Annotated in this window: 20 protein-coding genes and 6 pseudogenes; 11 read left to right on the top strand and 15 right to left on the bottom strand. The window is 71.6% G+C overall.

Annotated features, from left to right (window positions below):
- Positions 1–491: hypothetical protein (locus tag AB0F11_RS25000; RefSeq protein WP_362177756.1), on the bottom strand; the 491-nt coding region annotated here is incomplete at its 3' end.
- Positions 492–573: 82 nt separating this feature from the next.
- Positions 574–2,091, bottom strand: a complete 1,518-nt coding sequence (locus AB0F11_RS24995) for a lipase family protein (RefSeq protein WP_362177753.1) — start codon at positions 2,089–2,091, stop codon at positions 574–576.
- Positions 2,092–2,501: 410 nt separating this feature from the next.
- Between AB0F11_RS24995 and AB0F11_RS24990 the strand changes: the two genes are divergently transcribed.
- Positions 2,502–2,807 (top strand): hypothetical protein, encoded by a 306-nt coding sequence (locus AB0F11_RS24990; RefSeq protein ID WP_362177751.1) that lies wholly within the window; start codon positions 2,502–2,504, stop codon positions 2,805–2,807.
- A 470-nt stretch (positions 2,808–3,277) separates the two neighbouring features.
- Positions 3,278–3,403 (top strand): annotated as a pseudogene (locus tag AB0F11_RS24985) (IS5/IS1182 family transposase); the annotation flags it as partial.
- 167 nt (positions 3,404–3,570) lie between these two features.
- Here AB0F11_RS24985 and AB0F11_RS24980 read toward each other — a convergent pair.
- The 4 genes and pseudogenes from AB0F11_RS24980 to AB0F11_RS24965 all read right to left on the bottom strand — a co-directional run bounded on the left by AB0F11_RS24980 (position 3,571) and on the right by AB0F11_RS24965 (position 9,546).
- Positions 3,571–4,299 carry a hypothetical protein gene (locus AB0F11_RS24980; protein ID WP_362177763.1) on the bottom strand — a complete coding sequence of 243 codons (729 nt, stop codon included), beginning with the start codon at positions 4,297–4,299 and terminating at the stop codon, positions 3,571–3,573.
- Positions 4,292–4,546, bottom strand: a complete 255-nt coding sequence (locus AB0F11_RS24975; RefSeq protein ID WP_362177748.1) for a hypothetical protein — start codon at positions 4,544–4,546, stop codon at positions 4,292–4,294. The genes AB0F11_RS24980 and AB0F11_RS24975 overlap by 8 nt, the downstream gene beginning before the upstream one ends.
- A gap of 103 nt (positions 4,547–4,649) precedes the next feature.
- Positions 4,650–5,882, bottom strand: a pseudogene (locus AB0F11_RS24970) (RHS repeat-associated core domain-containing protein); the annotation flags it as partial.
- 265 nt (positions 5,883–6,147) lie between these two features.
- Positions 6,148–9,546: a BTAD domain-containing putative transcriptional regulator gene (locus AB0F11_RS24965; protein WP_362177745.1), complete on the bottom strand. Its 3,399-nt coding sequence runs from the start codon at positions 9,544–9,546 to the stop codon at positions 6,148–6,150.
- Between the two features lie 226 nt (positions 9,547–9,772).
- Here AB0F11_RS24965 and AB0F11_RS24960 point away from each other — a divergent pair, with 226 nt between their 5' ends.
- From AB0F11_RS24960 to AB0F11_RS24950, 3 genes are read left to right on the top strand one after another with little or no spacing between them, the layout of a single operon-like run.
- Complete coding sequence (locus AB0F11_RS24960; RefSeq protein WP_362177742.1) at positions 9,773–10,477, top strand: hemerythrin domain-containing protein; 705 nt, start codon at positions 9,773–9,775, stop codon at positions 10,475–10,477.
- Positions 10,474–11,397, top strand: coding sequence for a pyridoxamine 5'-phosphate oxidase family protein (locus AB0F11_RS24955; protein WP_362177739.1), 924 nt, complete (start codon positions 10,474–10,476; stop codon positions 11,395–11,397). The genes AB0F11_RS24960 and AB0F11_RS24955 overlap by 4 nt, the downstream gene beginning before the upstream one ends.
- 41 nt (positions 11,398–11,438) lie before the next feature.
- On the top strand, positions 11,439–11,990 hold the full coding sequence (locus AB0F11_RS24950; RefSeq protein WP_362177737.1) for an RICIN domain-containing protein: 552 nt from the start codon (positions 11,439–11,441) through the stop codon (positions 11,988–11,990).
- A 792-nt stretch (positions 11,991–12,782) separates the two neighbouring features.
- Here AB0F11_RS24950 and AB0F11_RS24945 read toward each other — a convergent pair.
- A complete protein-coding gene (locus AB0F11_RS24945; RefSeq protein WP_362177734.1) occupies positions 12,783–12,995 on the bottom strand; it encodes a hypothetical protein in 213 nt (70 codons plus the stop codon).
- A 419-nt stretch (positions 12,996–13,414) separates the two neighbouring features.
- Between AB0F11_RS24945 and AB0F11_RS24940 the strand changes: the two genes are divergently transcribed.
- Both AB0F11_RS24940 and AB0F11_RS24935 read left to right on the top strand, forming a co-directional pair.
- Entirely contained in the window at positions 13,415–13,690 is a 276-nt protein-coding gene (locus tag AB0F11_RS24940; RefSeq protein ID WP_362177731.1) for an isoamylase early set domain-containing protein, read from the top strand.
- Between the two features lie 120 nt (positions 13,691–13,810).
- Entirely contained in the window at positions 13,811–14,260 is a 450-nt protein-coding gene (locus tag AB0F11_RS24935; protein WP_362177728.1) for a CBS domain-containing protein, read from the top strand.
- Between the two features lie 308 nt (positions 14,261–14,568).
- Here AB0F11_RS24935 and clpB read toward each other — a convergent pair whose 3' ends face one another.
- The 5 genes from clpB to dnaK are packed head-to-tail and all read right to left on the bottom strand — an operon-like array spanning position 14,569 to position 21,218.
- Positions 14,569–17,208 carry an ATP-dependent chaperone ClpB gene (gene clpB / locus AB0F11_RS24930; protein ID WP_362177725.1) on the bottom strand — a complete coding sequence of 880 codons (2,640 nt, stop codon included), beginning with the start codon at positions 17,206–17,208 and terminating at the stop codon, positions 14,569–14,571.
- A gap of 6 nt (positions 17,209–17,214) precedes the next feature.
- Complete coding sequence (locus tag AB0F11_RS24925; RefSeq protein ID WP_362177722.1) at positions 17,215–17,511, bottom strand: chaperone modulator CbpM; 297 nt, start codon at positions 17,509–17,511, stop codon at positions 17,215–17,217.
- A 42-nt stretch (positions 17,512–17,553) separates the two neighbouring features.
- Positions 17,554–18,543: a DnaJ C-terminal domain-containing protein gene (locus AB0F11_RS24920; protein ID WP_362177719.1), complete on the bottom strand. Its 990-nt coding sequence runs from the start codon at positions 18,541–18,543 to the stop codon at positions 17,554–17,556.
- A 41-nt stretch (positions 18,544–18,584) separates the two neighbouring features.
- A complete protein-coding gene (locus tag AB0F11_RS24915; RefSeq protein ID WP_362177716.1) occupies positions 18,585–19,265 on the bottom strand; it encodes a nucleotide exchange factor GrpE in 681 nt (226 codons plus the stop codon).
- Between the two features lie 27 nt (positions 19,266–19,292).
- Positions 19,293–21,218 carry a molecular chaperone DnaK gene (dnaK, locus tag AB0F11_RS24910; protein ID WP_362177713.1) on the bottom strand — a complete coding sequence of 642 codons (1,926 nt, stop codon included), beginning with the start codon at positions 21,216–21,218 and terminating at the stop codon, positions 19,293–19,295.
- 239 nt (positions 21,219–21,457) lie between these two features.
- Between dnaK and AB0F11_RS24905 the strand changes: the two are divergent.
- A pseudogene (locus AB0F11_RS24905) lies at positions 21,458–22,345 on the top strand (IS110 family transposase); the annotation flags it as partial.
- A 9-nt stretch (positions 22,346–22,354) separates the two neighbouring features.
- Here AB0F11_RS24905 and AB0F11_RS24900 read toward each other — a convergent pair.
- The gene (locus tag AB0F11_RS24900) at positions 22,355–22,603 is read right to left on the bottom strand and encodes a hypothetical protein (protein WP_362177710.1); all 249 of its coding nucleotides are present in this window, start codon (positions 22,601–22,603) and stop codon (positions 22,355–22,357) included.
- A gap of 210 nt (positions 22,604–22,813) precedes the next feature.
- Positions 22,814–23,176, bottom strand: coding sequence for a DUF5335 family protein (locus AB0F11_RS24895; protein WP_362177707.1), 363 nt, complete (start codon positions 23,174–23,176; stop codon positions 22,814–22,816).
- Between the two features lie 58 nt (positions 23,177–23,234).
- Between AB0F11_RS24895 and AB0F11_RS24890 the strand changes: the two are divergent.
- The 3 genes and pseudogenes from AB0F11_RS24890 (at position 23,235) to AB0F11_RS24880 (ending at position 25,286) form a co-directional block, all read left to right on the top strand.
- Positions 23,235–23,628: pseudogene (locus tag AB0F11_RS24890) on the top strand (DUF2267 domain-containing protein).
- A 148-nt stretch (positions 23,629–23,776) separates the two neighbouring features.
- Positions 23,777–24,490 (top strand): annotated as a pseudogene (locus tag AB0F11_RS24885) (alpha/beta hydrolase); the annotation flags it as partial.
- Between the two features lie 142 nt (positions 24,491–24,632).
- Positions 24,633–25,286: a hypothetical protein gene (locus tag AB0F11_RS24880; RefSeq protein WP_362177704.1), complete on the top strand. Its 654-nt coding sequence runs from the start codon at positions 24,633–24,635 to the stop codon at positions 25,284–25,286.
- A gap of 27 nt (positions 25,287–25,313) precedes the next feature.
- On the opposite strand, the pseudogene AB0F11_RS24875 reads toward AB0F11_RS24880, so the two are convergent.
- Positions 25,314–25,493: pseudogene (locus AB0F11_RS24875) on the bottom strand (integrase core domain-containing protein); the annotation flags it as partial.
- Positions 25,494–25,720: the final 227 nt, after the last annotated feature.

Genomic DNA, 25,720 nt, shown 5'->3' with positions numbered 1-25,720 from the left:
CCCGCCACCACCCGGCGGGCGGCCCGCAGCAGGCCGGGCCGCCAGACCTCCCAGGGCAGGACGTGGTCGTCCCGCCGGGCGGCGGCCAGCCGCTCCAGCTCCTCGGCCAGAGGTCCGGCGAAGGCCGCCGCGGACGGCGCGGCGTCCGGCGGGAGCGGGACGTGGGGGTACAGGCCGTGCCTGCGGCCGGCCGCGTCGAGCCGGATGGCAGGGCCCAGTGCGTCCGACGCAGCGCCCTCGGCGAGGAGTCCGGCGGTGTCGGCCGCGCCGAGGGGGACGAGGAACGAGCCGAACGGGGTGCGCAGCCGCACGGGGCGCCCGGAACGGCTGCGGCGCAGGTGCGCGAGGACCCCGCGGGCCGCGCCTTCGCGGGTGAGGGAGTGCAGGCCGAGGGCGCGGGCTGGCGCGTCCGCCCAGGGCAGGCGGTGGGCGAGCATGGCCGCGCTGAACACTGCGTTCTCCAGGGGCCAGGCGGTGGCGGGGGTGGTCATCGGGGGGCGTTCTCCCTCGGGTCACGCGGAGGCACGGGCCCGCACACGGGCACGTACCCGGGCACCGGCACGGGGTGGGGGGTCACTTGTCGCGCAGCATGTACGGCTGGTTGGCGGTGATCTCGCCGTCGTAGCACCGGATCAGCTCGTTGACCTGCTTGCGGTAGTGGGCCAGTTCGCCGCGCAGGCTGTCCGAGTAGGCCTGCGGGGCGTGCGAGAGCGGGTAGTCGTACGACTCGTCGAGCCAGGCCAGCTCCACCCAGCTGGCGGGGATGTCGTGGGGCGAGGCCGGCCCGCGGCCGTCCAGCATCGGGATGACGTCGTGCTTGTTGACCAGGCTGACGACCCGGGTGGTGTGGTCGGCGGGCCGCTTGCTGTCGATCGGGGAGCCGAGCGTGACCACATGGGTGACCCGGTACTCGGAGGCGACGTCGACATCGGCGGCCAGGTTCATGGCGGTCAGGCCCCCGAGGCTGTGTCCGACCAGCATGAGCTCCGATCCCGCCGGCACGCCGGCCCGGCGCAGGAGCTTCTTCGCCGCCCGGGTGTAGGTGGTGTCGGTGCGCAGGCAGCCGTCGAAGGCGCCGACGAGGTCCTGGGGGGTGCTGTTGCTGAGCAGGGCGAAGCTGGTTCCGGGGAGGAGCAGCACGTGCCGTACCGCGCCGTCCGTGCAGGCGACGCGGCGCAGGAGGACCAGGCCGTGGTTGCCGAGGGCGCCGATGTCGTTGATGTAGCTGACGATGTCGTTGCGGGAGGAGCCGAGGACCTTGGCGAGGATCGGGTCCGGGTCGGCGCGTTCGGCGCGGCCGGGGCCGGGGTTGAGGTACTTGAGCAGGGAGCTGGGCAGGCCGAGGAACGGGTCGGTCGTGGGGACGCCGCCCGCGAGGGTGACCCAGGAGAAGTCGTCGTTGACCGGGTTCTCGTCCAGCAGGCCGATCAGCGCGAGGAGCTCCATGATCACGGGGCTGACGGTGGTGAGGGCGCGGGTGACGCCGAGCCGTTCCACGAGGGCGTGCAGGGCGCGGAGGGCCTCCAGCCGGTCCCCTGCGACGACGGCGCCGGTGAGACGGCGGGCGTGGGCGGCGTCCAGGTTGGGGTGGGTCACGGTGGCCGCCTCGATGCGCAGGGCGAAGGCGTCCACCGCCATGGCGACCGATGCGGGCCTCCGACGGGTCAGGTTGCCCGCGATGCGGGCGAGTTCGCCGATGATGCCGCCGTTGGCTCCGAAGCCGAGACCGGCCGGGCTGGTCAGGGCGCGTACGCAGGACAGCGCCGCGCCGATGGCCCAGGTGGGGCGGCGCAGGGCCTGCAGGGCGAAGCGGCCCTCGGTCAGCGCTCCGGTGAGGTCGGCTCCGGCCTGCCTGGCGGCGAGGGCGGCGTCGGCGAGCAGTACGGAAGCGGCGATGAGGAGTTCGGTGTCCGTACGGGGGGCCGCGGACCGGGGCGGGCCCGCAGGGCCGTCGGCGGTGATGCCGGGAACGTCGAGGCCGTCGGCGGTGCCGGGGACGCCGGTGTCGGGGGTATCGGGGGTATGGGGGGTGTTCTTCCGCTGCCCGTCGGAGAGCTGCCGGGTGGGGTTCCCGGTCGCCTGAGGCGCCACGTTCCAAACCTCTCGTCGCATGAGCCGCTGTTCGGGACGCATGGTGACACCGACCAGGGGTGGCTTCGGCGCAGCGGGGCGCCCGTACCGGCGCTCAGCCGGCACCCCGCCGCCCTGCACGCCCCACCAGCACTGGGATCCGCGCCCCACCCGGCCCCCCGGGCGACCCTGCGGGTCCTGGGGATGACGCCGCGGCCCCCGGTTGACGGGGCTGCGGCGGGCGGCCGGCACGCGCGGCGGGCAGGGGGTCGGGGGCGCCGCGCACGGATCCGCCCGTGCCGGGGACGGGGCCGCTCCGCCCGTGCGTACCGGACCTCCGCCGCGCACGCGCCACGGCGGACGGGTCCCGTCGCCCGTCCCGCTGCCGGCGGGGCCGGAACACCGCCCGGCCGCGGTTCGGTGTTCCTTCCATGACCGCACCTGTGGCACCGGACATGCCCGAGACGCTGGACCGCCGACAGGGTCCGTTCGGCCCGGTGTCCGCCGCGGCCCTCGCCGACCCGCGGACGTACCTGCTGCACACCGACCTGGTGCAGTACGCGACGGAGTCCGACAACCTGTACGACCCGCTCTGCCTGGACATCGACATCGGCCCCTCCAGCGAAACCGGACCCTGTGCTCGGTGCCACCAGCCCACATGCCGCTACGGGGTTGGTGGGAACCCCCTCTGCAAGCCGTGCCAGCAGGCCCGGCAGGAGCAGCTCGCCCGCCCCTGACCGTGACCGACCCCGCACCACCGCCCGTACCGATCACGCTTCTCCTGCCCGACAGGCAGGAGATCGAGCGCGTACGGCTCTACGGACGCCAGCAACTCGAATCGGGTCTGTGGATGTACCGCATCGGCGTCCCCCTCTGGCAGACAGCCGTCGGCGGCGGCGCCGAGCCCGTCGAATACGCAACGTGGGCCACCTCTGCCTAGCTACGACCGATCCCCGATGTCGACCTGAGCGCCATTCCCACACACCGCAGACCCGCGATCGCCGCTGGCGGCGGCGCCCGCCGCACCTCCTGAGCCCTGGACGGCCGCACCCGCGGACGGGCTCCCACCGCCCACGAGGCAAACGTGTCGGCTGGCCACCGACCGCGCGGTGCCGGTCAAGACGATGGCGGCGCTCGATGTCCTCACGCAGCCCGACAGTGTTTGCGGGCTGAGCCAGTCTGGGTGGAGACGTTCACTGGCTTGCGGATGGGCCGGTCGCCAAGCTGGTCAAGGTGGTGCGTGAACGGGGCGGGAACGGTCCTGGCGGGGGTCGGCCGTGGTGCCTTCCGTTGACGGACCGGGTTTCTGCTGGTGACCGTGTACTACCGCACCAAACCTCACGTCGGGCCCCCAGCGAACCGTCGTCATCCAGCGGCTGGGTCCGCTTCTGACCTCTCACCGGCCCCGCCGCCGGTGAGCGCTCGCAGGCTGCCCACAGACACCGTGGCAGGCCGTCCTGCGGCCGGTGTGATGGCCCACGGAACCTCATCACCTAGCAGTCATTGGGTCGCGCGGTCCAGCAGGGGGGCCGCCCAGGCAGGTAGCGCGGACGGTGACGGGCGGGCCGAGCGGGGATCCGAGGTGATGCCGATGCCGCCCGCCGGGTCGCCGTACGTGAAGCGGGCCGACCACCACAGCCAGGAGTGGACGAACACGTTGGCGCTCCATGCCAGCGCGAGCCCGCCGCGCTGGGCCGGTGTCTCGTACCAGTAGCTGGAGAGCACCACGGCGCGGGACACGGCCTCGTCCGTGTCCGCCGGGCCGGAGTCGGCGGTGAGCCCAGCGGCCACTACGGACGCCGCGAACCGGTTGTCCGCGAGCAGCCTGCCGCCATCGCTGGCGACCGCGTCGACGATGTCCGGGGGGAGGGCCAGGGCATAGCGCTCCAGTCGCTCCAGGAGTTCTGGCAGCGCCGGATCGTTGGCCGTCTCTTGCCCTGGGGTCACCCGTAGGTCGCTCAGCAGCTGCGCATCCGCAGCCTGGGCGGCCAGCGCATGTACATAGGCCAGCGCGCGCAGGGTCTGCCAGTGACACAGGGTGTCCAGCAGCGCGATCCTCGAGGTGCGGAAGGCCAGCCGCACCGGCCAGTCGGCCGCCCGGACCTCCTGTCCGAGCGCCCACAGGTCCGCCGGCACCGGGGCGGGGAACACAAAGCTCTGGCCAGGGTCACAGGACGGCTTCGCGCGGTAGCCCGGCCACTGCTGCGCCCTGGGGTCCTCGCTACTCATACACTTCCTCCGGCCTCGGGGTTCGCCACTTCGCCGCATCTTTGCCGTCTCGCGGAGTGATGTAGTTCGAGATGTCCTTCTCCTCGACGTGGTAGGCGTGGATCATATGGTCCTGGCGAATGACCACCACCGGGTTTCCAGCGGCATCCCTGAGGCTGCGGTCGATGATGATCCGCGCCCCTGATGCGTCATCCACATAGTTGGCCGGTCCGCGCAGCTGGCTCAGCAGGTACTTCTCCAGCTTCACATCGTCGCCCCCCGATGCCTGACAGGTAGTGGTTCACCTTGCCGCTCTCCGCCTCGTTGAGCTGGTGGTCGACGCCCTGCGCCGCCCGGTCACCGTCCGAGTAAGGAGCCAGCCCGAACGGGTCGCACCACTGGTGCGGGTTCGCGACATACGCCGACGGGTTGGTGGCTGGCGCGAGGCCCATCGGGTCCGGGCTCAGATAGCGGGCGGTCTCAGGGTCGTATGTACGGAAGTAGTTGTAGTGCAGGCCCGATTCGGGGTCGAAGTACTGGCCGGGGAAACGCAGCGGGGTGTAGGCGGTCGCGTCCCGGCTCCAGGCCGTGGACCCCCACAGGGTCGACCGGCTGCGCCAGGCCAGCCGGCCCCGCTCGTCAACAAGTTCGGTGGGCGCACCGACGAGGTCGGTGACGATGGCGTAGAACCGATCGTCCACCACTTCCTGACCCTCCTGACCAGCCATCAGGATTCGCTCGGTCTGCGCCAGCGGCGTAAGGCCCCGGTGGTCCCAGGTCACGACGACATTGTGGCTGGCGTCTGCTGTGGCGGTGCTCTGCTCGCACAGCACGTTCCCGTCCCAGGTGAAGACCGTACGTTCGGCTACGCCTTGTCCGTCGGCCGTCATCCGCTCCTTCGCCGTGCGCCGGCCCAGCGCGTCGTACGTGTACTGCCAGCGCGTGCCGTCGGGGGTGGTCACGGCCGTGATGCGGTCATCGGCGTCCCACTCGTACCGCCAGGTGTCAGGCTTGCGGGAGAGCCGAACCTTCTGGCGCAACACGACCCGCCCCAGGGCATCGTACTCGTGGCGCACCCGGCCTGCGGTGAGCAGGCGGGTGCCCTCATAGGTGCGGGGGCCCGTGGCGTCCTGGCCGCCGGGGTGGGAGCCGGGCCACGAGGCGGAGGCCTGGTTGCCCGCCTCGTCATACGCGTACCGCTCCGTCCAGTTCTCGGCGTGCACCGCCGTCACCCGGCCGCGCGGGTCGAGGTCGAAGGTCCGCGGGCCGGCCAGAAGGTCATCGATCGCCGTCAGAGCCCCGTCGGCCCGGTAGGTGTACCCGCGGCGCTGGAGGACCCGCTCGTCGGAGCTGGTCAGCAACTGGCCGGTTAGCCGCCCCACCGCGTCCCAGCCGCTGCTCAAGGTCACCTTGCCGTACGCACGTGTGAGCTCCTGGCCCGCCGCGTCGTGGGTGAAGCCGATCCGCCGCCCCGCCGTGGTCAGGGCGTCGCGACGGCCCGCGTCGTCGTACGACCAGTCGGCGGTGGCGCCCGTCGGCGTGGTCCGGCCGGTGCGGCGGCCCGCGGCGTCGTACGCGTAGGCGAGGGTGCGGCCGTCGTCGAGATAAGCCCGGTGCAGGCCTCTGAATGACCGCCGAGGCCGGGCGGCTGGGCTGGGCTGGGCTGGGCTGGGCTGGGCTGGGCTGGGCTGGGCTGGGCTGGCGAACCGATGCGTACGTCATGGATTTCGGCCTTCCAGGTAGGCGAGAAGCTCGCGTGAGGCCGTGCACACTCGACGACCTTCATCGGGCCGACCACTCGTCCCGTTCGGCGACCCCGGTCCTCAATGCCATGGTCCCTCCTGGAGACACCTGAGATGTGCCGGCCCGTCAGGGCACGAAGACGCGGCGTCGCCTCCGTGCCGCGGCCAGTTCCGCGGCGGCACGGCGGGCGAATGCCGCGTGCAGGGAGGAGTTCCAGGCCAGCGCGACGCGTTCGGCGCGCGCGTACGCGTCGGCCGCCGCCGCCTCCTCGCCGAGCAGGCGGTACAGGTCCCCCAGCGGGTGGGCGAGCGGCCGGGTGGCGTAGGCCGCGCCCGCCGCGCCCCCGAACTGGTCCTGGAGCGGCAGCAGATGCCCGGCCAGCAGGCCGGCCGTGATGGTGTCCCCGCACAGGACGGCCAGTTCGCTGCGGTAGTCCAGTTCGACGCCGTACAGGTGGTCCGTCACCGGCAGGGCCGGGAAGCGGATCTCGCGGGCCTCGTCCAGCCGGCCCTGGCGGGCCAGGAGGAGGGCGTGCGCCACGGCCACCGGCGCGCCGACCGCCTCGTGCACCTCGCGGACGCTGCGTTCGATGTCCGCCGTCCGCCCCTGGGTGAACCGGATCGTCCACAGGCCCAGCGTGCGCGGACCGTTCGCGTGGTGCGCGCCCACCCGCCGGAACAGCTCGTCGGCCTGGGCGTAACGCTCCTCCGCCTCGGTGAACCGTCCCTCGACGGCGGCGAGCATGGCCCGGGTGGTGACGTTGATGCCGCGCGCCCAGAGCATGCCGTACCGGTCGGCGAGGTGCAGCCCCTCCCCCGTGTGACGGCGGACACCCGCCGGGTCGTTGCGGGTGGCGGCCGTCATGGCGTCCAGGTGCTCGCACACCCACCGGTACGCGGGCAGGTCGTGCTCGGCGGCGAGGAGGCGCAGCCGGGCGACGAGGGGGTCCCGCGCCCCGGCCTGCCGTTCGTGCGGCAGCAGCTTGGCCGAGGTCATCAGGGCGGAGGCCAGCAGCCGGGGCTCCCCTGAGGAGTCGGCGAGCGCCAGCTGCGCGTCGGCCGCCTCACGGGCGCGCGCGGCGTCCTCGCCGGCCACCGCGTCCGCCAGCACCTGGAGCACCCGGGCCCGGGTCGCCTCGTCCAGCGCCCGGTCCCCGGCGAGCCGCTCCAGCCGGGCCAGCGCCGTCCGGTCGAAGAGCCCTTCCAGCCGGGTGCGCCAGGGCGAGGGCTCGGTCCACGCTCCGTAGACCGCGGCGACCAGGTCGTCACGGTTGGCCCGTACCGCCAGGTCCGCGGCCCGCTGCCGAGTGTGGCGCGCCGCGTCGGTGGCGCCGGCGCGGACCTGGGCGCCGAGCAGGCGCACCAGCAGGGCGATACTCGCGTCGGGGTCGGCGTACGGGTCGGCGGTGGCCGCCGCGTGCACGTCGAGTGCCTGCGCGAGCAGCCCGACGGCCACGTCGTGCGCGTACCTGCGTTCCGCCTGCTCGGCCGCGCGCAGGGCGTAGTCCACGGCGAGCGGGGCGTTCACGGACCGGCCGGAGCGGGCGAAGTGGTGGGCCAGCGCCGCCAGGTCGTCGGGGCGGTGGCGGCGCAGGACCGCGGCGACGCGGTCGTGCAGCCGGGCGCGGCGCACGCCGGTCAGGTCGGTGTAGACGGTGTCGCGCACCAGGGCGTGCACGAAGCCGACCCGGCCCGGGCCCGGCTCCGTGAGCAGGTCGGCGGCGAGCGCGGCGTCGAGCCCTTCGAGGACCGTTTCCTCATCCGTGTCGGCCGCCTCCACCAGCAGCGCCGCGTCCGTGTCCGCGCCCATGACGGCCACCAGGCGCAGGGCGGCGAGCGCGGCGTCGGGCAGCAGGGCCAGCCGCCGGCGCAGGACGTCCCGGACGCCCTGGGGGACCTCGGACAGGGCGACCAGGGCGCCTTCGCTGTCCAGGAGGCGGGCGCTCTCCCACACGTAGAACGGGTTGCCGCCGGTGCGCGCGGCGATCGCGGCCACGGTGTCCGGCGAAGCGGGGGTGCGGCAGACCGCGGCGACGACGGTGGCGACGGCGTCGGCCGGAAGCCCGCCCAGCGCGATCCGGTGCGGGGTCCGAGGGGCGAGCTGGGCGAGGGTCTTCGCCAGCCGGTCGCCGACCTCCGCCGGGCGGTAGCAGCCGACGGTGAGGAGCGGCACGCCGGTGACCGCGGCGGCTGCCTCCAGCAGCGCCAGCGTCTCCCCGTCGGCCCGGTGCAGGTCCTCCAGGAGCACGGCGAGCGGCCTGCCGTCGGCCGCGGCGGAGAGCCAGGCGGCGAACGCCCGGTGCATGCGGAAGCGGCCGACCGTGGCCTCGTCCCGGGTGGCGGCGGGTGCCGCGTCCGGTTCGTGCAGCAGGACCGCCAGTTCGGCCGGGGCGGCGGGTGCCTGGCGGGCGAGTGCGCCGAGTGCCTCGACCCAGGCCCAGGCCGGGGGCGCCCCTTCGTATTCGGGGCAGCGTCCGACCACCACCGTCCAGCCGTCACCGGCCAGCCGGTCGGCGAACCGGGCGAGGAAGGCCGACTTCCCGGCCCCCGCCTCTCCGGTGACCAGCATCAGCCCTCCGCCCGCACGCGCGGCGCGGGCGGCGGCCTCGGCGGTGCGCAATTCCCGGGCCCGCCCGAGGAACGGCCGGCCGGCCTCGGCCCCGGCCGTCCCCGGCGGCGGCGTCCGGACCTCGGCAGCAGCTACAGGCACACCGGCCGCGTGCGACACGTCGAGGCCGCCGGACGGGTCGGTGCCCGGTGACGTCCCGGCGCGCAGGACGTCCAGGCGCTGCTCCAGGAGGGCTTGCTCGACGCCGGTCAGGACGGGCGACGGATCGCAGCCCAGCTCCTCCCGTAGCACGGCCCGCGCGCGGCGCAGCACGGCCAGCGCATCCGCCTGGCGCCCGCAGGCCCAGTGCGCGAGCGCGAGCAGCCGCCATCCCTCCTCGCGCAGCGGCTCCGCCGCGACGAGGGCGGCGGCCGCCCGCGCGGCCTCGGCCGGGGGCCCGGCGCGCAAGTCGGCCGCGACGGCGAGCTCGCGGGCGTCCGCCAACAGGGCGGTCAGCCGGGCTGCTTCGGGTGCGGCCCATTCCTCGTCGGCGTGTTCCTGGAAGGCCGGGCCCCGCCACCAGGACAGCGCCTCGGCCAGCAGCTCCCGGGAGCGGGGGGCGGCGGCCCGCCGGGCCTGCTCCAGCCGGGATTCGAAGTGCCAGGCGTCCACGGCCTCGTCCGGCAGCCGGAGGGCGTATCCCGGCGCACAGGTGACGAGCACACCGGCGGGGGCGCGCGGCGGCCGCTCCGGTTCCAGGAGGCGGCGCAGGTTGGACACGTAGGCGTGCAGGGAGGCGGTGGCCTTCGCGGGCGGAGTGCCGCGCCACAGATCCTCGGCGAGCCGGTCGACCGAGACCACCGCGCCCCGGGCGGCGAGCAGCCCGGCGAGCACGGCCCGCTGCCGGGGGGCTCCCAGGGGGACCGGCCTGCCTTGCGACTCGGCTTCCAGGGGGCCCAGCACTCGTATGCGCAACACGTCGGCGAATCTACCGGAGATGACTGGAACGATCACTGGACGACGGGTAAACGTACCTGCTCAAAGGGTGTTTGAGGGAGGGACGGAACGTCGGGGCGGCAGCGTCGGAGGCACGGACTCCGCGTGCCCGCCAAGCCACCGCCAAGTGGGGGCGCAGTGAACGCCAAGCGGCGCTCGGCACGCTGCTCCCGCCCGTTCCGCCATCGATCACCCGGAGCATTCGAGCGTGTCCCACAGCAGCACCCCCAGCCCCTCCCCCGGGCGCCCGTACACCCACGAGATGGTCGTCGTGCACCGCGTCTTCCGGCGCGAGTCGGCCCTGCTTCCCCGCTTGGTGCGGGCCGTGCCCGAAGGCGCGACGGAGCGGGCCGCGATCGTCGGCGCGCACCTGGCCGAGTACGTCACCGGGCTCCACCACCACCACACCGTCGAGGACGAGACGATCTGGCCGCTGCTGCGCGGGCGGGCCGAGGCGGTCGCCGAGGGCACGGACATCGTCGTGCGCATGGAGGAGCAGCACGCTCGGATCGACCGGAGCCTGGCCGAGGTCACCGACCGAGCGCCCGCCTGGCAGCGGAGCCCCGGCCGGGCGGCTGCCGAGGAGCTCGCAGGGGCTCTGGAGGAGCACCGGTGCGCTCTCCTGGAGCACCTCGACGACGAGGAGCGGCTGGTCCTGCCCCTGGTCGAGGAGCACCTGTCGGTTGCCGAGTGGGACGCGGTGGGCCGCCGGGGCATGGAGACGGTTCCCAAGGACAAGCTCCTGCTGGCCCTCGGCGCTCTCCTCGAGGACACGGACCCGCAGGAGCGGGCCTACTTCCTGGACAGGGCACCCCTGATCGGCCGCCTGATGTGGCGGGCCTTCGGCAGGCGCCAGTACGCCGCCGCGTGCCGCACCCTGCGCGCCCCGCTTGACGGTGGGGCAGCCCAGTGAGCGTCCTCGCGTCGGCGCCGCTCGACGTCTTGGACGCCTACCGCACCTGCGAGTTCGCCACCCTGGGCAAGGACGGCACCCCGGCTGCCTGGCCGACGGCGGTGAAGCGCAGGCCGGACGGCACGCTGCTGCTGACCACCTCCCTCGCGTTCGCGCAGAAGGCGTTCAACATCCGCCGGGACGGCAGGGTCGCCCTGCTCTTCTCCGATCCGACGGGCAGCGGGCTCGACCCCGCCCCGCAGATCGCCGTCAGCGGCCGCGCCGCGTGCCCCGACGAGATCATGACGGGGCCCCAGGGAGCCGAGGACTACTGGAGCATGCTGTTCGTACGCCAGCCGCACAGCCGGGGGTACGTCCGGGCTCCGATGCGGCCGCTGATGGACTGGTACTACCTGCGGCTGCTGATCACCGTTGAGCCGGAGCGCGTGGACGTCCGGCTGCCCCTTGCGGAACTGGCGGTGCCGACGGCGCAGGCCTCCGCGGCCGCTGCCGCGCTGCCGGGCGCCGCCCAGCTGGGCAGCTTCCCGACGGCCGTCCTGGCCGCCCGGGATGCGGCCGGCGCGCCCGTGCTGGCCAGAACCCGGACCGTCGCGGGACCTGCCGGGTACCGGATCGTCATACCGTCCCACTGCGCCGTCGTACCGGGCCCGGCCTCGCTCCTGGTGCACCGGCACGACGCACTGCTGAACCGTATGTACAACGCCCTTGTGCGGGGAGAACTGCGGCGGATGGCAGGGGAGTTCGTACTGGTGCCGTCGCAGGTGGTGGAGCCCATGGGCTCGGGCTCGGCCCGCGACGCGGTGACGGTCCTGCGACGGGCCAGGCGCTCCACCGACCGCTATCTGGAACGCCGGGCACTGCCCAGGCCGAAGGTGCGCTGGGACCTGTTCGGGGACTTGGCCCGGCCGCACCGCGGATGACGGCGCCCGCTAGCCCACCCCCTACCCCTCTTGGAGAACTCATGCTCGACCGCTTCCCTCCCGCCCGCCGGACGCTCGGCGTACTCGTCGCAGCCTCCGCCGCCTTCACCCTCGCGGCGGGACCGGCGAGGGCCAACCCGGTCCCCAACCACGACTACGCGTACGAGATCCGGCCGATGCACGTCTCCGGCAAGTGCCTGGAGATCGCTGACTGGCGCACCGACAACGCGGCGCCCGCCCGGCTCTGGGATTGCACCGGTCAGCCGAACCAGCAGTGGCGAATGGTCGTGGACCGTACGTACCAGACCCGCTACGCCATCAGGAACGTCCACAGCGGCAAGTGCCTCCAGATCGGCAACCTGGCCAGGATCAACGGCGCCCACGTCAACCAGTGGGACTGCAACGGCAGTCCCAACCAGCGCTGGAGCCGTACCGACCGCAACCCCGACCTGATCGTGGGCGAACGGTTCAACGGCGGACCGGCCCTGTGCCTCGACGTCACCGACTGGCAGACCCACAACGGGGCGGGCGTGCAGATCTGGGACTGCCGCCCGGCCGCCAACCAGACGTGGGTGTGGAACATCAAGCAGTGACCGGCGGAAACGCCTGATCCGATCGGACACATTCGTCCGCTGATAGAAGATCGCGATTCTTCTCAACTCAGCGCCACGCGGCCACAAGGCACGCATCACACGCAGGTCTTTTTTCGGATACGCCCCGTCCTTGAATTCGACCCCGGCGGCGGCGTCCCGCGGAGGCTGTCCGGCCAGGGCAGCGCGACCCACCCGCAGCCGGCCCGGCCCAAGCCAGCACCACTCCACCCCTCACGGGCGTGTCCGGCGCCATCAGCCGGCCGTACTCACCGGCCGGCTGGTCGTCGCCCTTCCCGAGGAACTCGTGCAGCCGCTCGTCCGGGGCGTCTACTGGACCAACCAGCCCCACATCCAGGCCCTCCAGGCCTGGACCGACCGACGGGCCCCGGGCCCGCCGCCGGTCGCAGCGCGGCGCCACCCGAAGCACTCGCCGAACAGGAGCGCAGCACCGTCCACATCACCGAACGGTGAAGTACTGCCCGCCGCCCTCGACCGCGTCATGGCCCCATAACAACAGGTACAGAACAGTCGGGTTGCCTAGGCAGAGGATGAGACCGACGGCCGTCTGCCCCGGTTCCAGGTACCCGCAACCCCCGGGCTCCGATCGGCCGGCGACCGCAGACGTCATCCGCTCGGCGGACCCTCGGAGTCGGACGGGCGGCTGCGCGGCCCCGGGATCCCCAGCGGGATGGGGCGTGGACACGGCCTTGTCCGCCCCGGCCGGGGCCGTGGCCCTGGCCGTCGCGCGGCGAATTCGCGCGCCGGTCGCTACCTGAACGTGCACCAGTGCGTCTACTGCTCGTCCTCGGCCGCCAACCACTTCACCGCCGTCGTGCCCAGCGTGACCGGCGATTCGCGACCGGAACCAACGTGTCCAACACCGCGGACGGGCGACCCTTGTGCTGCGGGGTCGACGGGAAGGAGGACGCCGCCCGGGCCCCAGCCGATCACCTCCGCACCCGGATCGGCGAGCTTCAGGCCGGGCTGCGGGAGGCCGGAATCCACGTCGAACACCTCGCGATCACACGGAAGACCGTCACAGCACTCGCCGACCGGCGCCCAGCGGCCTTCGCGTCCTGGTGGTGGGCTGGCAACCCAGCCCCAGCACCTCATGCGTTGGTCGCCGGTCTGCCAGCGGAGGACGGCGATTCGTATGCCGCACGGCATGGTGCTCTGGTCGGCTTCCGACGCTTGATCCAGGAGCGGGCCCGAGATCAGCGGCAGGGTGCCGCCGCCACGACGGCCGGGTAGAGCGAGCACCTGCGCCTCGGGTAGGCGGATCCCGCTGACGCCGATCCGTACTCCTGCACTCGTGTGCCGGGCGGGTGAAGCCGGTGGGCCGCGCGGCCGTGGTCAGGTGCGTCTGCTTGGCAGGGGCCGCAGGATGAGCCGAAACATCCGGCCTTTCCCAGGAGCCCTTCGTCATGATCGAACGCAAGCAGCTAAAGGACGGTGCTCAGGTCACCTTTGTCCTGCCCGCCGATGTCCCGCCCGGGCCGGTCAGCGTTGTCGGTGACTTCAACCAATGGAAGCCCGGCGCCCACACCCTGGAGCCCCGGAGCGACGGCACGCGCGCCGTCACGGTCCGGCTTCCGGCCAAGAGCGTGCATGCATTCCGCTACCTGGCGGCGGGCGACTACTGGTTCGACGAGCATCACGCCGACGGCCACGACGGAGCCAACAGCCTCCTGCACACCTGATCCGGCATCTCCCGGGGCGGACCACCCAGGGGTCCGCCCCGCCCATCTCACCAGCCGGGCAATGGGCCCGGCCGAAGCGTCGAGAGGACCAACCGGTCTGGTGACCACAGCACGGGAATCATGGCGGGCGGCGCCGAGTGCATCGGCGCCCAGGAGACGGTCCTGGTCGCCGCGAAGAAGATGACCGAGCTCGGCGTCGGAGCGCTGCCCGTGTGTGGCACCGACGACAAACTCAAGGGCATGCTCACCGACCGCGACATCGTCGTGAAGGTGCTGGGCGCCGGCAAGAACTCCGCCGGAGTGAGGGCCGGAGACCTGGCTCAGGGAGAGGCCGTCACCATGGGGGCCGACGACGACGCGCAGGAGATCCTGCGCACCAAGAGGGAGCACAAGGTACGGCGCCTGCCCGTCATCGACGGCCACCGCCTGGTCGGCATCGTCGCCCAAGCCGATGCCGCCCGCGCCTGCCCGATCCGCAGGTCGGCGACCTTCATGGGTGGCGGAGGCCCGCCATCCAGCGAGCTCCCGGCCGGAACGTGCGCGGAGTCTTCGACATACGCTGTCATATGAGGCTGTGCGGGACGTGCGGTTCCAGGGCTCGCAGTGGCTGTTGCGGGTTCGGGTCCGAGACCGCGAGACGGCTGAACCTGCGTCTGCCCCACATGCCGGACGCCAGCGCATCGCCGTGCCGCGATCCAGGCTCCTCGGCCGCAAGTACCCCGTAGTGCACGCCACCAGTCGGGCTGGACGTACACCCGACGGAGGGTGGAGAGCGGCACGCGCACCTCATGGCGGCGGCGCGTGAGGAGCCTCTCCCGCCACGACATGCGTACGACGATGTCGGTGTCCTCCACCAGGACCCGTGCCATGGGACACGGTCACCTCGTGGTCTCCGGCGCGGCTTGCGACGCGGGGGTGGTTTCGATGACCAAGTGCCCCTCCCTGGCGTCGGCGGTGATGGTGGAACCGTCGGGGATGTCACCGGCCAGCAGGGCGCGTCCGATGCGGGTCTCGACGTCGCGCTGGATGAAGCGGCGCAGGGGCCGGGCTCCGTACACCGGGTCGAACCCCTCGGCCGCGATGTGACGGCGGGCCTCTTCGGTGAGGCGGAGGTCCAGGCGGCGGTCGGCGAGCCGGTGGCGCAGGTCCTCGGTCAGCAGGTCCACGACCCGTTCGATTTCCGGCAGTGTCAGCGGTTTGAAGAGGACCACGTCGTCGACGCGGTTGAGGAACTCCGGGCGGAAGTGGGCGCGCAGTTCGGCCATGACCGCCGCGCGTGCCTCCTCCTTGATCTCCCCGTCCGGTGTGACCCCTTCGAGCAGGTACTGCGATCCGATGTTGCTGGTCATCACCACTACGGTGTTGCGGAAGTCGACGGTGTGGCCCTGCGCGTCGGTGAGGCGCCCGTCGTCCAGTAGCTGGAGCAGGGTGTTGAAGACGTCGGCGTGGGCCTTCTCCACCTCGTCCAGCAGCACCACGGAGTACGGCTTGCGGCGTACGGCCTCGGTGAGCTGGCCGCCTTCCTCGTAGCCGACGTACCCGGGCGGGGCGCCCATCAGACGGCTGACCGTGTGCCGTTCCTGGTACTCGCTCATGTCGAGGCGGATCATGTTGTCCTCGGTGTCGAAGAGGGCCGCGGCCAGCGTGCGGGCCAGCTCGGTCTTGCCGACGCCGGTGGGGCCGAGGAAGAGGAACGAGCCGATCGGCCGACGGGGGTCCTTCACGCCGGAGCGGGCACGGATGACCGCGTCCGCCACCAGCTGGACCGCCTCGTCCTGGCCGATGACCCGCTCGTGGAGGATCTCGTCGAGGCGCAGCAGCTTTTTCCGCTCGCCCTCCAGCAGGCGGCTGACCGGGATGCCGGTCCAGCGGGCGACGATCGAGGCGATCTCGTCCTCCGTGACGACCTCGCGCAGCAGCCGCCGGCCGCCCTGCTTGGCGGCGAGCTGTTCCTCTTCGGCCGTGAGCCGCCGTTCGAGTTCGGGCAGCCGGCCGTGGCGGAGTTCGGCCGCGCGGTTGAGGTCGTAGGAGCGTTCGGCCTCCTCGGCGTCGTACCGTACGTGTTCGAGTTCCTCGCGCAGCGCCTGCACTTTGCGCAGGGCCTGGCGTTCGGCCTCCCACTGGGCGCGCAGGGCGTCGGCCTCGGCCCGGGCGTCGGCCAGTTCCTTGCGCAGCTCGGAGAGGCGGGTCCGGCTGGCGGGGTCGTCTTCCTTGGCGAGGGCCGCGTCCTCGATTTCCAGGCGGCGTACCCGCCGGGTGAGCTGGTCGAGTTCGGCGGGCATCGAGTCGATCTCGGTGCGCAGCATGGCGCACGCCTCGTCGACGAGGTCGATGGCCTTGTCGGGGAGGAACCGGTCGGAGATGTAGCGGTGGGAGAGGGTGACAGCGGCGACCAGGGCTCCGTCCTGGATCTTCACGCCGTGGAAGACCTCCAGGCGTTCCCGGAGGCCGCGGAGGATGGAGACGGCGTCTTCCTCGCTCGGCTCGTCGATCATGACGGGCTGGAAGCGGCGCTCCAGTGCCGCGTCCTTCTCGACGTGTTTGCGGTACTCGTCCAGCGTGGTGGCGCCGATCATGTGCAGCTCGCCGCGCGCGAGCAGTGGCTTGAGCATGTTCCCGGCGTCCATGGCGCCCTCGGCGGCGCCCGCGCCCACGACGGTGTGCATCTCGTCGACGAACAGCAGGATGCGTCCCTCGGCCGCGGTGACCTCGTGGAGGACTGCCTTGAGCCGTTCCTCGAACTCGCCGCGGTACTTCGCGCCCGCGACCAGGGAGCCCAGGTCGAGGGCGAAGACGGACTTGTCGCGGAGCCCCTCGGGCACGTCCCCGTGCGCGATGCGCTGTGCGAGCCCCTCTGCGATGGCGGTCTTGCCGACGCCGGGGTCGCCGATCAGGACGGGGTTGTTCTTGGTCTTGCGGGAGAGGATCTGCACGACGCGGCGGATCTCGGTGTCCCGCCCGATGACGGGGTCGAGCTTGCCGGTACGCGCCTCGGCGACCAGGTCGCGACCGTACTTCTCCAGCGCCTCGTAAGTGACCTCGGGCATGGCGGAGGTCACCCGCTGGTTGCCGCGTACGGAGGTGAGGGCGTCGAGGAACTTCTCGCGGTTCAGGCCCTGTTCGTGCAGGATCCGCCCGGCCGCGCCGCCGGAGCCCTCCTCCAGGAGTGCCAGCAGCAGGTGCTCGACGGAGACGTACTCGTCCTTGAGCCGCTTGGCGTCCTGCTCGGCAGCGTCGAGGAGGCGGGCCAGCCGCTGGGAGACGTAGACCTGGCCGGGCCCGGCACCCGGTCCCGACACGCTCGGGCGGCGTTCGAGCAAGGCCTCCACCGCGGTGCGGGCCTGGTCGGGACCGACGCCGGCGGCTGTCAGCAGGCGGGGGATCAGGCCCTCGCCCTGGTCGAGCAGGGCCAGCAAGAGGTGTTCACCGTCGACCTCGACGTGGCCGAAGCGCAGTGCTTTGGTCTGGGCGTCCTGCAGTGCCTCCTGTGACTTCTGCGTGAGGTGGTTCATGTCCACGGCGGTTCACCTCCTGCCGAAGCCGCTGCCGCGCCGGGAAAGCGCGGCCTCGAGCTCTTCGACACGGTCCAGCAGGTCGAGTACGACTCCGAGGGCGGCGTAGTTCAGGCCCAGGCCCGCACGCAGCCGGTGGATGCGGGCCACTCGCGTCAGCTGCGCCGTGCCGAACCACAGCCGGCCGTCAGGGTCGGTGTCGGGATCGAGGAGACCCAGCGTGACGTAGCGGCGTACCAGCTCCGGGTGCAGGCCGGTGGCAGCGGCGAACGCCTCGATCGTGACGCCGGCACGGTAGGTGGCGACCACGCGGGCGAGTGGGTATCGGCTCGGATCCTGCGCCACGTGTGCTCATCCCCTTCCACTGCGGTTGCGGGGGTCGAACCCGGACTCCTTGGCGAGACGCTGGAACAGGTCCCGTTCCGTCGGCGTCGGCTCGGCCGGAACGACGATCTTCACCTCGGCGTAGAGATCGCCTGGCAGCCCGCGCCGGTTGGGCATGCCACGTCCGCGCAGCCGAAGTTTGCGCCCGCTGGACGAGCCCGGCGGCAGGTCGACTCTGGCGGTGCCGCCCGGGGTGTCCACGGGGACGGACGCGCCGAGCGCGGCCTCCCACGGTGTGACCGGCAGGTCAACGGTGATGTCGCGCCCCTCTACGCGGTAGCGGGGGTGCGGTGCCAGCCGCACGATCAGGTAGAGGTCGCCGGCCGGACCGCCACTACTGCCCGTTCCGCCCTGTCCGGCGAGGCGGATGCGCTGCCCGTCGGTGACGCCGGGAGGGATGTTCACCTCGTAACCGCGCGGACCGGCCGACGTGTCGAGCGTGATGCGCCGGCGGCCTCCGGTGTAGGCGTCCTCGACGTTCAGGGTGATCTCGGCCTCCTGGTCGGCGCCCGGCATGCGGCCGAAACCGCCCTGGCCACCGCCGCCGCGGCCGCCGAAGAGGCCGCCGAACAGGTCCCCGAAGCCCACACCGCCGGCACCGCCGAAGCCTCCGAGGTCTCCGAAACCGCCTCCGCCGAAGCCCGGGCCACCGCCGGTGTTCACGTACACCCGTCGGCCGCCACCCGCGCCGAAGGGCCCGCCGGCCCCTGCCGCCGCCTCCTCGCGGGCCTGCCGCCAGGCCGGTCCGAACCGGTCGTAGCGGGCGCGGCTGTCCGGGTCGGAGAGGACCTCGTAGGCCTCACTGATCTCCTTGAACCGCTCCTCGGCTCCAGGATCCTTGTTGAGGTCGGGGTGCCAGCGCCGGGCGAGGTTGCGGTAGGCGCGCTGGATCTCCTCGGCGCTCGCGTCACGGGCCACACCGAGTACCTCGTAGTAGTCACGGTTCGAGTTCGCCATCGACTACTCCACCGATCCCTGTCGTCGTCACTGCTCGCAGCTCACTCCTGCGCTTTGGCCGCCACCGACACCACCGCCGGGCGCAGCAGGCCACGGTCGCTGCCGTAGCCGGCGCGCAGCACCTGAACGACGCTGCCCGGCGCGGCACCCGCCTCCTGCCGGACTTGCGCCGCCTCGTGGACGGCGGGGTCGAAGGGCTCGCCGACCTCGGCGATCCGCCGGTAGCCGAGCTGCGCCAGTAGCGCGTGCGCCTGCTGACACACCGCCTCCACCCCCGGGATGACCGCCTTCGGATCGGCAGCGGCGTGCTGCAGTGCCAGCTCCAAGTGGTCCACGACCGGCAGCCACGCGGCGGTCACCCGGTCCTGCTCGGCACGGCGTACGTCGTCCATCTGCCGCTCGTAGCGTTTGCGGAGGTTCTCCGTCTCCGCCACCGCCCGCTGCCAGCGGTCTCGCAAATCCTCCACGTCCAGTTCGGGGAGCACGGGCGCCCCACGCCCGCCGGCCGGGCCGTCCGTGCCGGCCTCGCGGTCGCTGCCAGCGGCCACTTTGCCCTCCGAGGCTTCGGCGTTCTCGGCGGCGGATGCGGCCGCTCCGGCCGCCGCTGCCTCCACGGCGCCTCGGTCGGCCGCTTCGTCCTCCGCCCAGCCTTCCGCAGGGCGCGTGCGCTCTGGCCTTTCGTGGCTCATGATCACCTCACCCGTCCACTCGTCTCCGGCCACGTCGTCTGTTTCCGGGAGCGCCGCGTGTCAGTCGGGCCGGAACTCCGCATCGATCACGTCGTCCCCGCCACCTGCGCCCGCCGGTCCGCCGCCCGGTCCACCCTGGGGCCCAGGCCCAGCCGTACCTCCGCCGGCGCCACCGGCACCGCCGGGGCCGCCAGTGCCTACGGCTGCCAGCCCGTGCAGGACCTGCTGGAGATCTCCGGTCAGGGACCGCACCCGGTCCAGCGGAGCCTCTTCCTTGACGGCCTGCCGCGCATCGGCGACCAGCGTCTCGGCCCGCGCCTTCTCGTGTACGGGGATGGCGTCTCCCAGCTCCACGAGCCGCCGTTCCACCTGGTAGGCGACGCTGTCGAGCTCGTTGCGGGCCTCGACCAGCTCGCGGATACGGGTGTCCTCGGCCCGGTTGCGCTCCGCGTCCTGCACCATCCGCTGGACCTCGGACTCGTCCAGGGTGCCGCTGCCGGACACGGTGATGCTCTGTTCGGCGCCGGTGTCCTTGTCCTTGGCGGACACGTTCAGGATGCCGTTGGCGTCGATGTCGAACGTGACCTCGATCTGCGGCACACCCCTGGGCGCGGGACGGATGTTGTCCAGGCGCACCCGGCCCAGCACCCGGTTGTCCGCGGCCCGCTCGCGCTCGCCCTGCAGCACGACCACGTCCACGGCCGGCTGGTTGTCGTCGGCGGTGGTGAACACCTCGCTGCGCCGGGTCGGAATGGTCGTGTTGCGTTCGATCAGCTTGGTCATCAGCCCGCCGAGCGTCTCCACACCCAGCGACAGCGGCGTCACGTCGAGCAGCAGGACGTCCTTGACCTCTCCCTGGAGCACCGCCGCCTGGACGGCCGCGCCGAGGGCGACCACCTCGTCCGGGTTGACCGACATGTTCGGGTCCTTGCCGCCGGTCAGTCGGCGCACCAGCGTCTGCACCGCCGGGATGCGGGTCGATCCGCCGACGAGGATGACCTCGTCCAGGTCGTCGGCGGTGACCTTGCCGTCGGCCATCGCCTGCTTCACCGGACCCATGCACCGCTCGACCAGGTCTGCGGTGATCTGCTCGAAGACCGCCCGCGTCACAGTGGTCGTCAGGTGCTTGGGGCCCGACGCGTCCGCCGTGACGAACGGCAGATTGATCTGCGTCTGCGCGGCGCTGGAGAGCTCCACCTTGGCCTTCTCCGCCGCCTCGTAGAGGCGCTGCAGGGCCTGCGGGTCGCGTCTCAGGTCGATTCCGTTCAGGCGCTGGAAGTCCTCGGCCAGGTGGTCCACCAGGCGACGGTCGAAGTCGTCGCCGCCGAGGTGGGTGTCGCCCGCGGTGGAGCGGACCTCCACGACTCCGTCACCGACGTCGAGGATGCTGACGTCGAAGGTTCCGCCGCCGAGGTCGAAGACGAGCACGGTCTCGTGCTTCTTCTTGTCCAGCCCGTATGCGAGTGCGGCCGCGGTCGGCTCGTTGACGATCCGCAGCACTTCCAGACCGGCGATGCGGCCGGCGTCCTTGGTGGCCTGGCGCTGGGCGTCGTTGAAGTACGCCGGAACCGTGATCACTGCCTGGGTGATCTTCTCCCCGAGCTGCTTGGCGGCATCATCGACGAGCTTGCGAAGCACCGCGGCGGAGATCTCCTCGGGGGCGTACGACTTCCCCCGTACCGAGAACCGCGCGGCGTCGTCCGGGCCCGCGACCACCTCGTAGGAGACCTGCTCGGCCTCCGTGGTGATCTCGTTGAAGCGCCGACCGACGAACCGCTTCGCCGAATAGACAGTGCCACCGGGGTTCAGCACGGCCTGACGCCGGGCCATCTGCCCGACGAGACGCTCGCCGGTGTCGCTGAACGCCACAACCGACGGTGTAGTGCGCCCGCCCTCGGCGTTGGTGATCACCCTGGGCTGGCCGCTCTCGTAGACGGCGATCACCGAGTTCGTCGTACCCAGATCGATACCCACAGCCTTGGCCATGGCCATCCCTCCACGCTGAAGTGCCTTATTCCCTTAACCGCGGCATGGGTCTGCAGCGCGGCGCAATCGGCGCCTGCCCTCACGCGCGGAAGCCAACCGCTCGCCCGAGGGACTCCCTTCAGTCCTCGGTACACACATCTACCGGGATAAGACTTGAGCGTGGTCTTGTCAAGAATCTACCCATGGGCAGCATAAAGACCGTTGGAACAAATCCGATCGAAAGATATGGAAAGACATCACTGAGCTACATCTCCGGCCGAGCCATCCACCGCGCCTCCGAGAGCTAGCGCGGCGAAGGCAAGACCGACGCCAAGGACGCCGCGGTCATCGCCGACCAGGTCCGCACCCGCCGTGACCTGCACCCCTTACGCGTCGGCGACGAAACCGTCATCGACCTCAAGCTCCTCACCGGCCGCCGAATGGAGCTCGTCGCAGACCGCACCCGAACCGTCAACCGACTCCGGGCCCAGTTGTCCGGGATCTCCCGCGGCCATCCGCCGGCTCGGCGCCAAACGCCTTGAGACCTGGCTCCGAAACCGCAAGGTTGTCCGCGCTGATCAGCTCGCCGAGACCGCGGTCCAGGCCGCCGGGCGCCAGCACACCAGCCTGCCCTGGGGAGAGGCTGACCGCGCAGATGGTGCACACCCTGGCGAACCAGGTGATTACCCTCAACCAGCAGGTCGCCGAGCTCGACAAGCTCATCGAGGCCCCGTTTCGCGACCACCGGCACTTCGAGGTGATCACCAGCTTGCCCGGCCTGGGTGTCATCCTCGGCGCCGAGTTTCTGGCCGCCACTGGCGGCGACATGACCGCCTTCGGCCCCCGCCCGCCTCGCCGGCTTCGGCGGCGTCGCCCCGGTCCCGCGTGACTCCGGCAAGATCAGCGGCAACCTCCTGCGCCCACAGCGATACAGCCGACGGCTCCAACGCGTCTTCTACACCTCCGCGCTGTTCAGCATCCGAAGGTGCGAGGCATCCCGCCGGTTCTACGACCGCAAACGAGCCGAGGACAAACGCCACACCCAGGCCGTCCTCGCCCTCGCCCGCCGCCGCGTCAACGTCCTCTGGGCCCTCCTGCGCGATGGACGAGCCTACGAGCTCACGCCGCCCGCAGCCCTCGGGGCTTGACAGACGGCATTAGGAATCGATGGTGATCAAATGTGCGGCGCCGATGTGGCGCAGGACCTCACGCGCCTGCTTGCGGGCACCCCGGACGCGCACGACGACGTCCGGCGACGACGTCATCAGCAGGGGCCTGACGAGGGCATACGCGCAGATTGCATCCAGCCGTTCCGCCTCGCTGAGGTCGACCACCCACTCGCTCACATCCTGCAGAGCCGGGTCGAGCATCACCTCCTCGATCTCGCTGGCCGCCGTACCGGTCACCTCTCCGCCGAGTGCGAGTGGAACACCTCTCCCGTCGACGGCTACGACACGGACGTGCTGCTTCTCAGACCCCTCCGGGCCTCGCACATGAGCAGCCATGCGATCTCCCTATCGGGACGACTCGACCGGCTCCGGGCAACCCGCTCTCCCGTCGCAGCGCCCCTCGCCGAGCCGGCAGCCGACCCATCGGCAGGTCGGGCGGCCTCGGCTTCAGGCCTTTGCGCCCGACGCGAACGGGAAGAAGCTGATCAGGGTCGCGGTGCCCCCTTGGTCCAGCACCTGGACGGCCGCCTCAGGGATGTCCGCCGTCGCGACGTCGATCTCCTTCGGGTGCTGCACCATGTGCCGTAGCACCACGGGATGTTGCGACGACTGCCCACCGACGGCGACGATCACCACGTCGTCCTTCGGGTCGTAGCTGAGGTACGAAAAGGGGAGTCGCTCCGCTTCGTACTGGTGGCCGATCTCCGGGTCCAGCACTTCAATGCTGACGAGTTCCCCGGCATGGGCTTCGGTGAGCTCGTCGAGCGTCGTCGTCCAGCGGCTGCGGTCGAGCAAGGGCGTCTCGGCCATGGCGTCGATCCTCCTTGCACCGAGACTGCCGCCCCCAGTGGGGGACGGAGGGACTGCCATGAAGTACGACGGCTTTGTGGCCCGCGTCCGCGAGCGCGGCGAATACACCGATCAAGAGGAGGACCGCACAGGTCACTGCGGCAGTCCTCGAGGTCCTGGCCAGCCGCATCACCCCTGGCGAGGCCAAGGACCTCGCCTCACAGCTGCCCCACCCCCTGCAGGAGCCACTCACCAGAGAAGGCGACCGGCGGGCCGAGAACTTCGGGATCGAAGAGTTAGACCGCCGCGTCGCCGAACGTACCGGCGCCCGACCCCGTACCGCCTTGTGGGACGCCAGCGCGGTCCTGAGCACCGTGGCGGACGCCGTCTCCGGGGGAGAACTGAATCAGATCATCAGCCAGCTTCCCTCCAGCTATGCCGTCCTCTTCGGCAAGCCCGACCTGTCCGACTGACCCCTCCCGTTGATGAGGGCGGCGGGCACGGCGGTGGATCAGTCGGCGGCTACATCCCGTACGGCCGACCCCTGAGCGAGGCGCACGAGACGATCGCCTTTGACCTGCCGGGCTTCGGAGAGTCACCCGACCTGCACCCTTCGCTGTCACGCGATCTGACGACGACCGTGGCATGGATGGAGTCGGTGTTCGCAAACCTCGGGATCGAGCGACCCACGTGGTGGGCCACTCCCTGGGAGGCTTGATCGCGCTACGGCTGGGCCAGGACGGGCCCGCGCGCACGGTGACCGCCCTGGCGCCGGCCGGGTTCTGGACGGAGGCGGAGCGGCGGTACGCGTATACCGTGCTGATCATGGCCCGGGAGGGTGCGCGACTGCTCCCTGAGGCTGCCAAGGCGCCCGTTCCACCGGCCAAGCGCCTGAGCTCGCCCGGCACCCCCAACGGCCGGTTCATCTCCCAGGGGACCGAGGGGCTGATCGCGGAACTGTGCACGCTTCGGCAGGCCGCTGCCTTCAAGGAGACACTGCGCGCCGGACGGGCACCGCACCTGTTCACCGGGGACATCCCCGGTGTGCCGGTGACGATCGGATGGGGCAGCCGCGACCGGCTACTGCCGCGCTGGCAAGCCCAGCGGGTCAAGGCCACCATTCCCGGTGCCCGACTGGTAACGCTACCGGGGTGCGGCCACGTCCCGATGGCAGACGCTCCCGAACTCGTCGCCCGGATGCTCCTGGAGGCAACGAATCCGACCCCGCTGACGGCTCCTTCCGCAGCTCCTGGCGTGGCACGAGGACTTTGGATAATCGAGAGAGAGAAGCACTGCAGCGGTTCGCTGTCGAACCAGCAGCCTGAGGAGAGGTGACTGGCCATGACAGTTCCTGTTCACCGTGAGAGCTGCACTCGGCGGGATCTTCTCCGGGAGTTCCAGGACCTCACTGACCGCATGGGCAGGCTGTGGCAGGCGGCCGTTCCCGGAGGCGGTGGGCTGGTGCCCGAGCTTCCCGATGAGCCTGCCCGCCGACGCTGACGTCGAGCACATCAGTGCGCCTCCGCCCAAGAACGAGCTGCCCAGAATCTGCCAGCGGCCCACGATCACCGTCCGGCCCGGCGACCTCGGCATGATCGACAAGTTCCGTCAGGACCGGTACTACCTCCACCCCTCCTGGCAGGACGTCTACCGGCTCCAACGGGCCAACATCGAAGGGCTCAACGGCCGCGCCGAGACCCACGGGATCAACATCTCGGACCCGTCCAAGCGGCTCGCGCATGGACGCGTCGCCCAGGCGATCCTCCTCGCCTTGATGATCTGCTCCGTGAATCTGGCAATCCTTCACAGCTGGCACCAGACCACCGGCACACTGAGCGTACTCACCGGCGTCGGCACCGACTCACTGCCTACTACCACGAGAACCGCAGCCCCATTCCGGCCGGCCTCCGCCGCCAAGAACACGGATGATCCAAACGAACACCTGAGAACCGGCATCACGAGCCGCGAGCGGTCATGCCTCCAGACGGCCGGAAGCGTCGCATCCACGCGAACCACCCCCAGGAATCCCCTTCACCCCGTCCCTGGCCAGCCGAGCAACCGGGATGGGCAATCGGACACCGTCTCGAACACAGCCCACAAACGCCGAGATCCCGCCCAGCCTCTCGGCTGAACGGGATCTCGTGACGATTCTTGAGAGCTACTCAAGAACTGTCGCGGTGTGGCAGCGGTGGTGGTTGTAGGTGTGGAGGAAGTGTGCCAGGGCGGCGGTCCGCTCGTCGTTGGAGGTGTAGGGCCGCAGGTAGGCCCGTTCGTCCAGCAGGGTGCGGTTGAAACGCTCGACCTTGCCGTTCGTCTGCGGCCGGTAGGCGCGGGTGCGCATGCCGGCCGCGCCGAGGTCGGCGAGGGCCCCAGTGAGCCGGCCGTACGAGCGCCACCGCGCGGGTTGCGGGGCTTGCCCATAGCCGGCCAGGCATGCAAGAGGCGGGGGGCCAACCCGGCGCCCCCCACCAAGCTGTGCGGCTGGTTGAGATGGAAGCGGGGGCAGTGGTCGCCCGCCCAGCCGCTGCCGGCAGGCCCCGGGGCGGTGGTGGTCAGTAAAAGCCG

It is taken from the genome of Streptomyces sp. NPDC032472, assembly GCF_040636955.1.
Lineage (GTDB): Bacteria > Actinomycetota > Actinomycetes > Streptomycetales > Streptomycetaceae > Streptomyces.
This window is presented reverse-complemented; position numbering and strand designations above follow the sequence as displayed.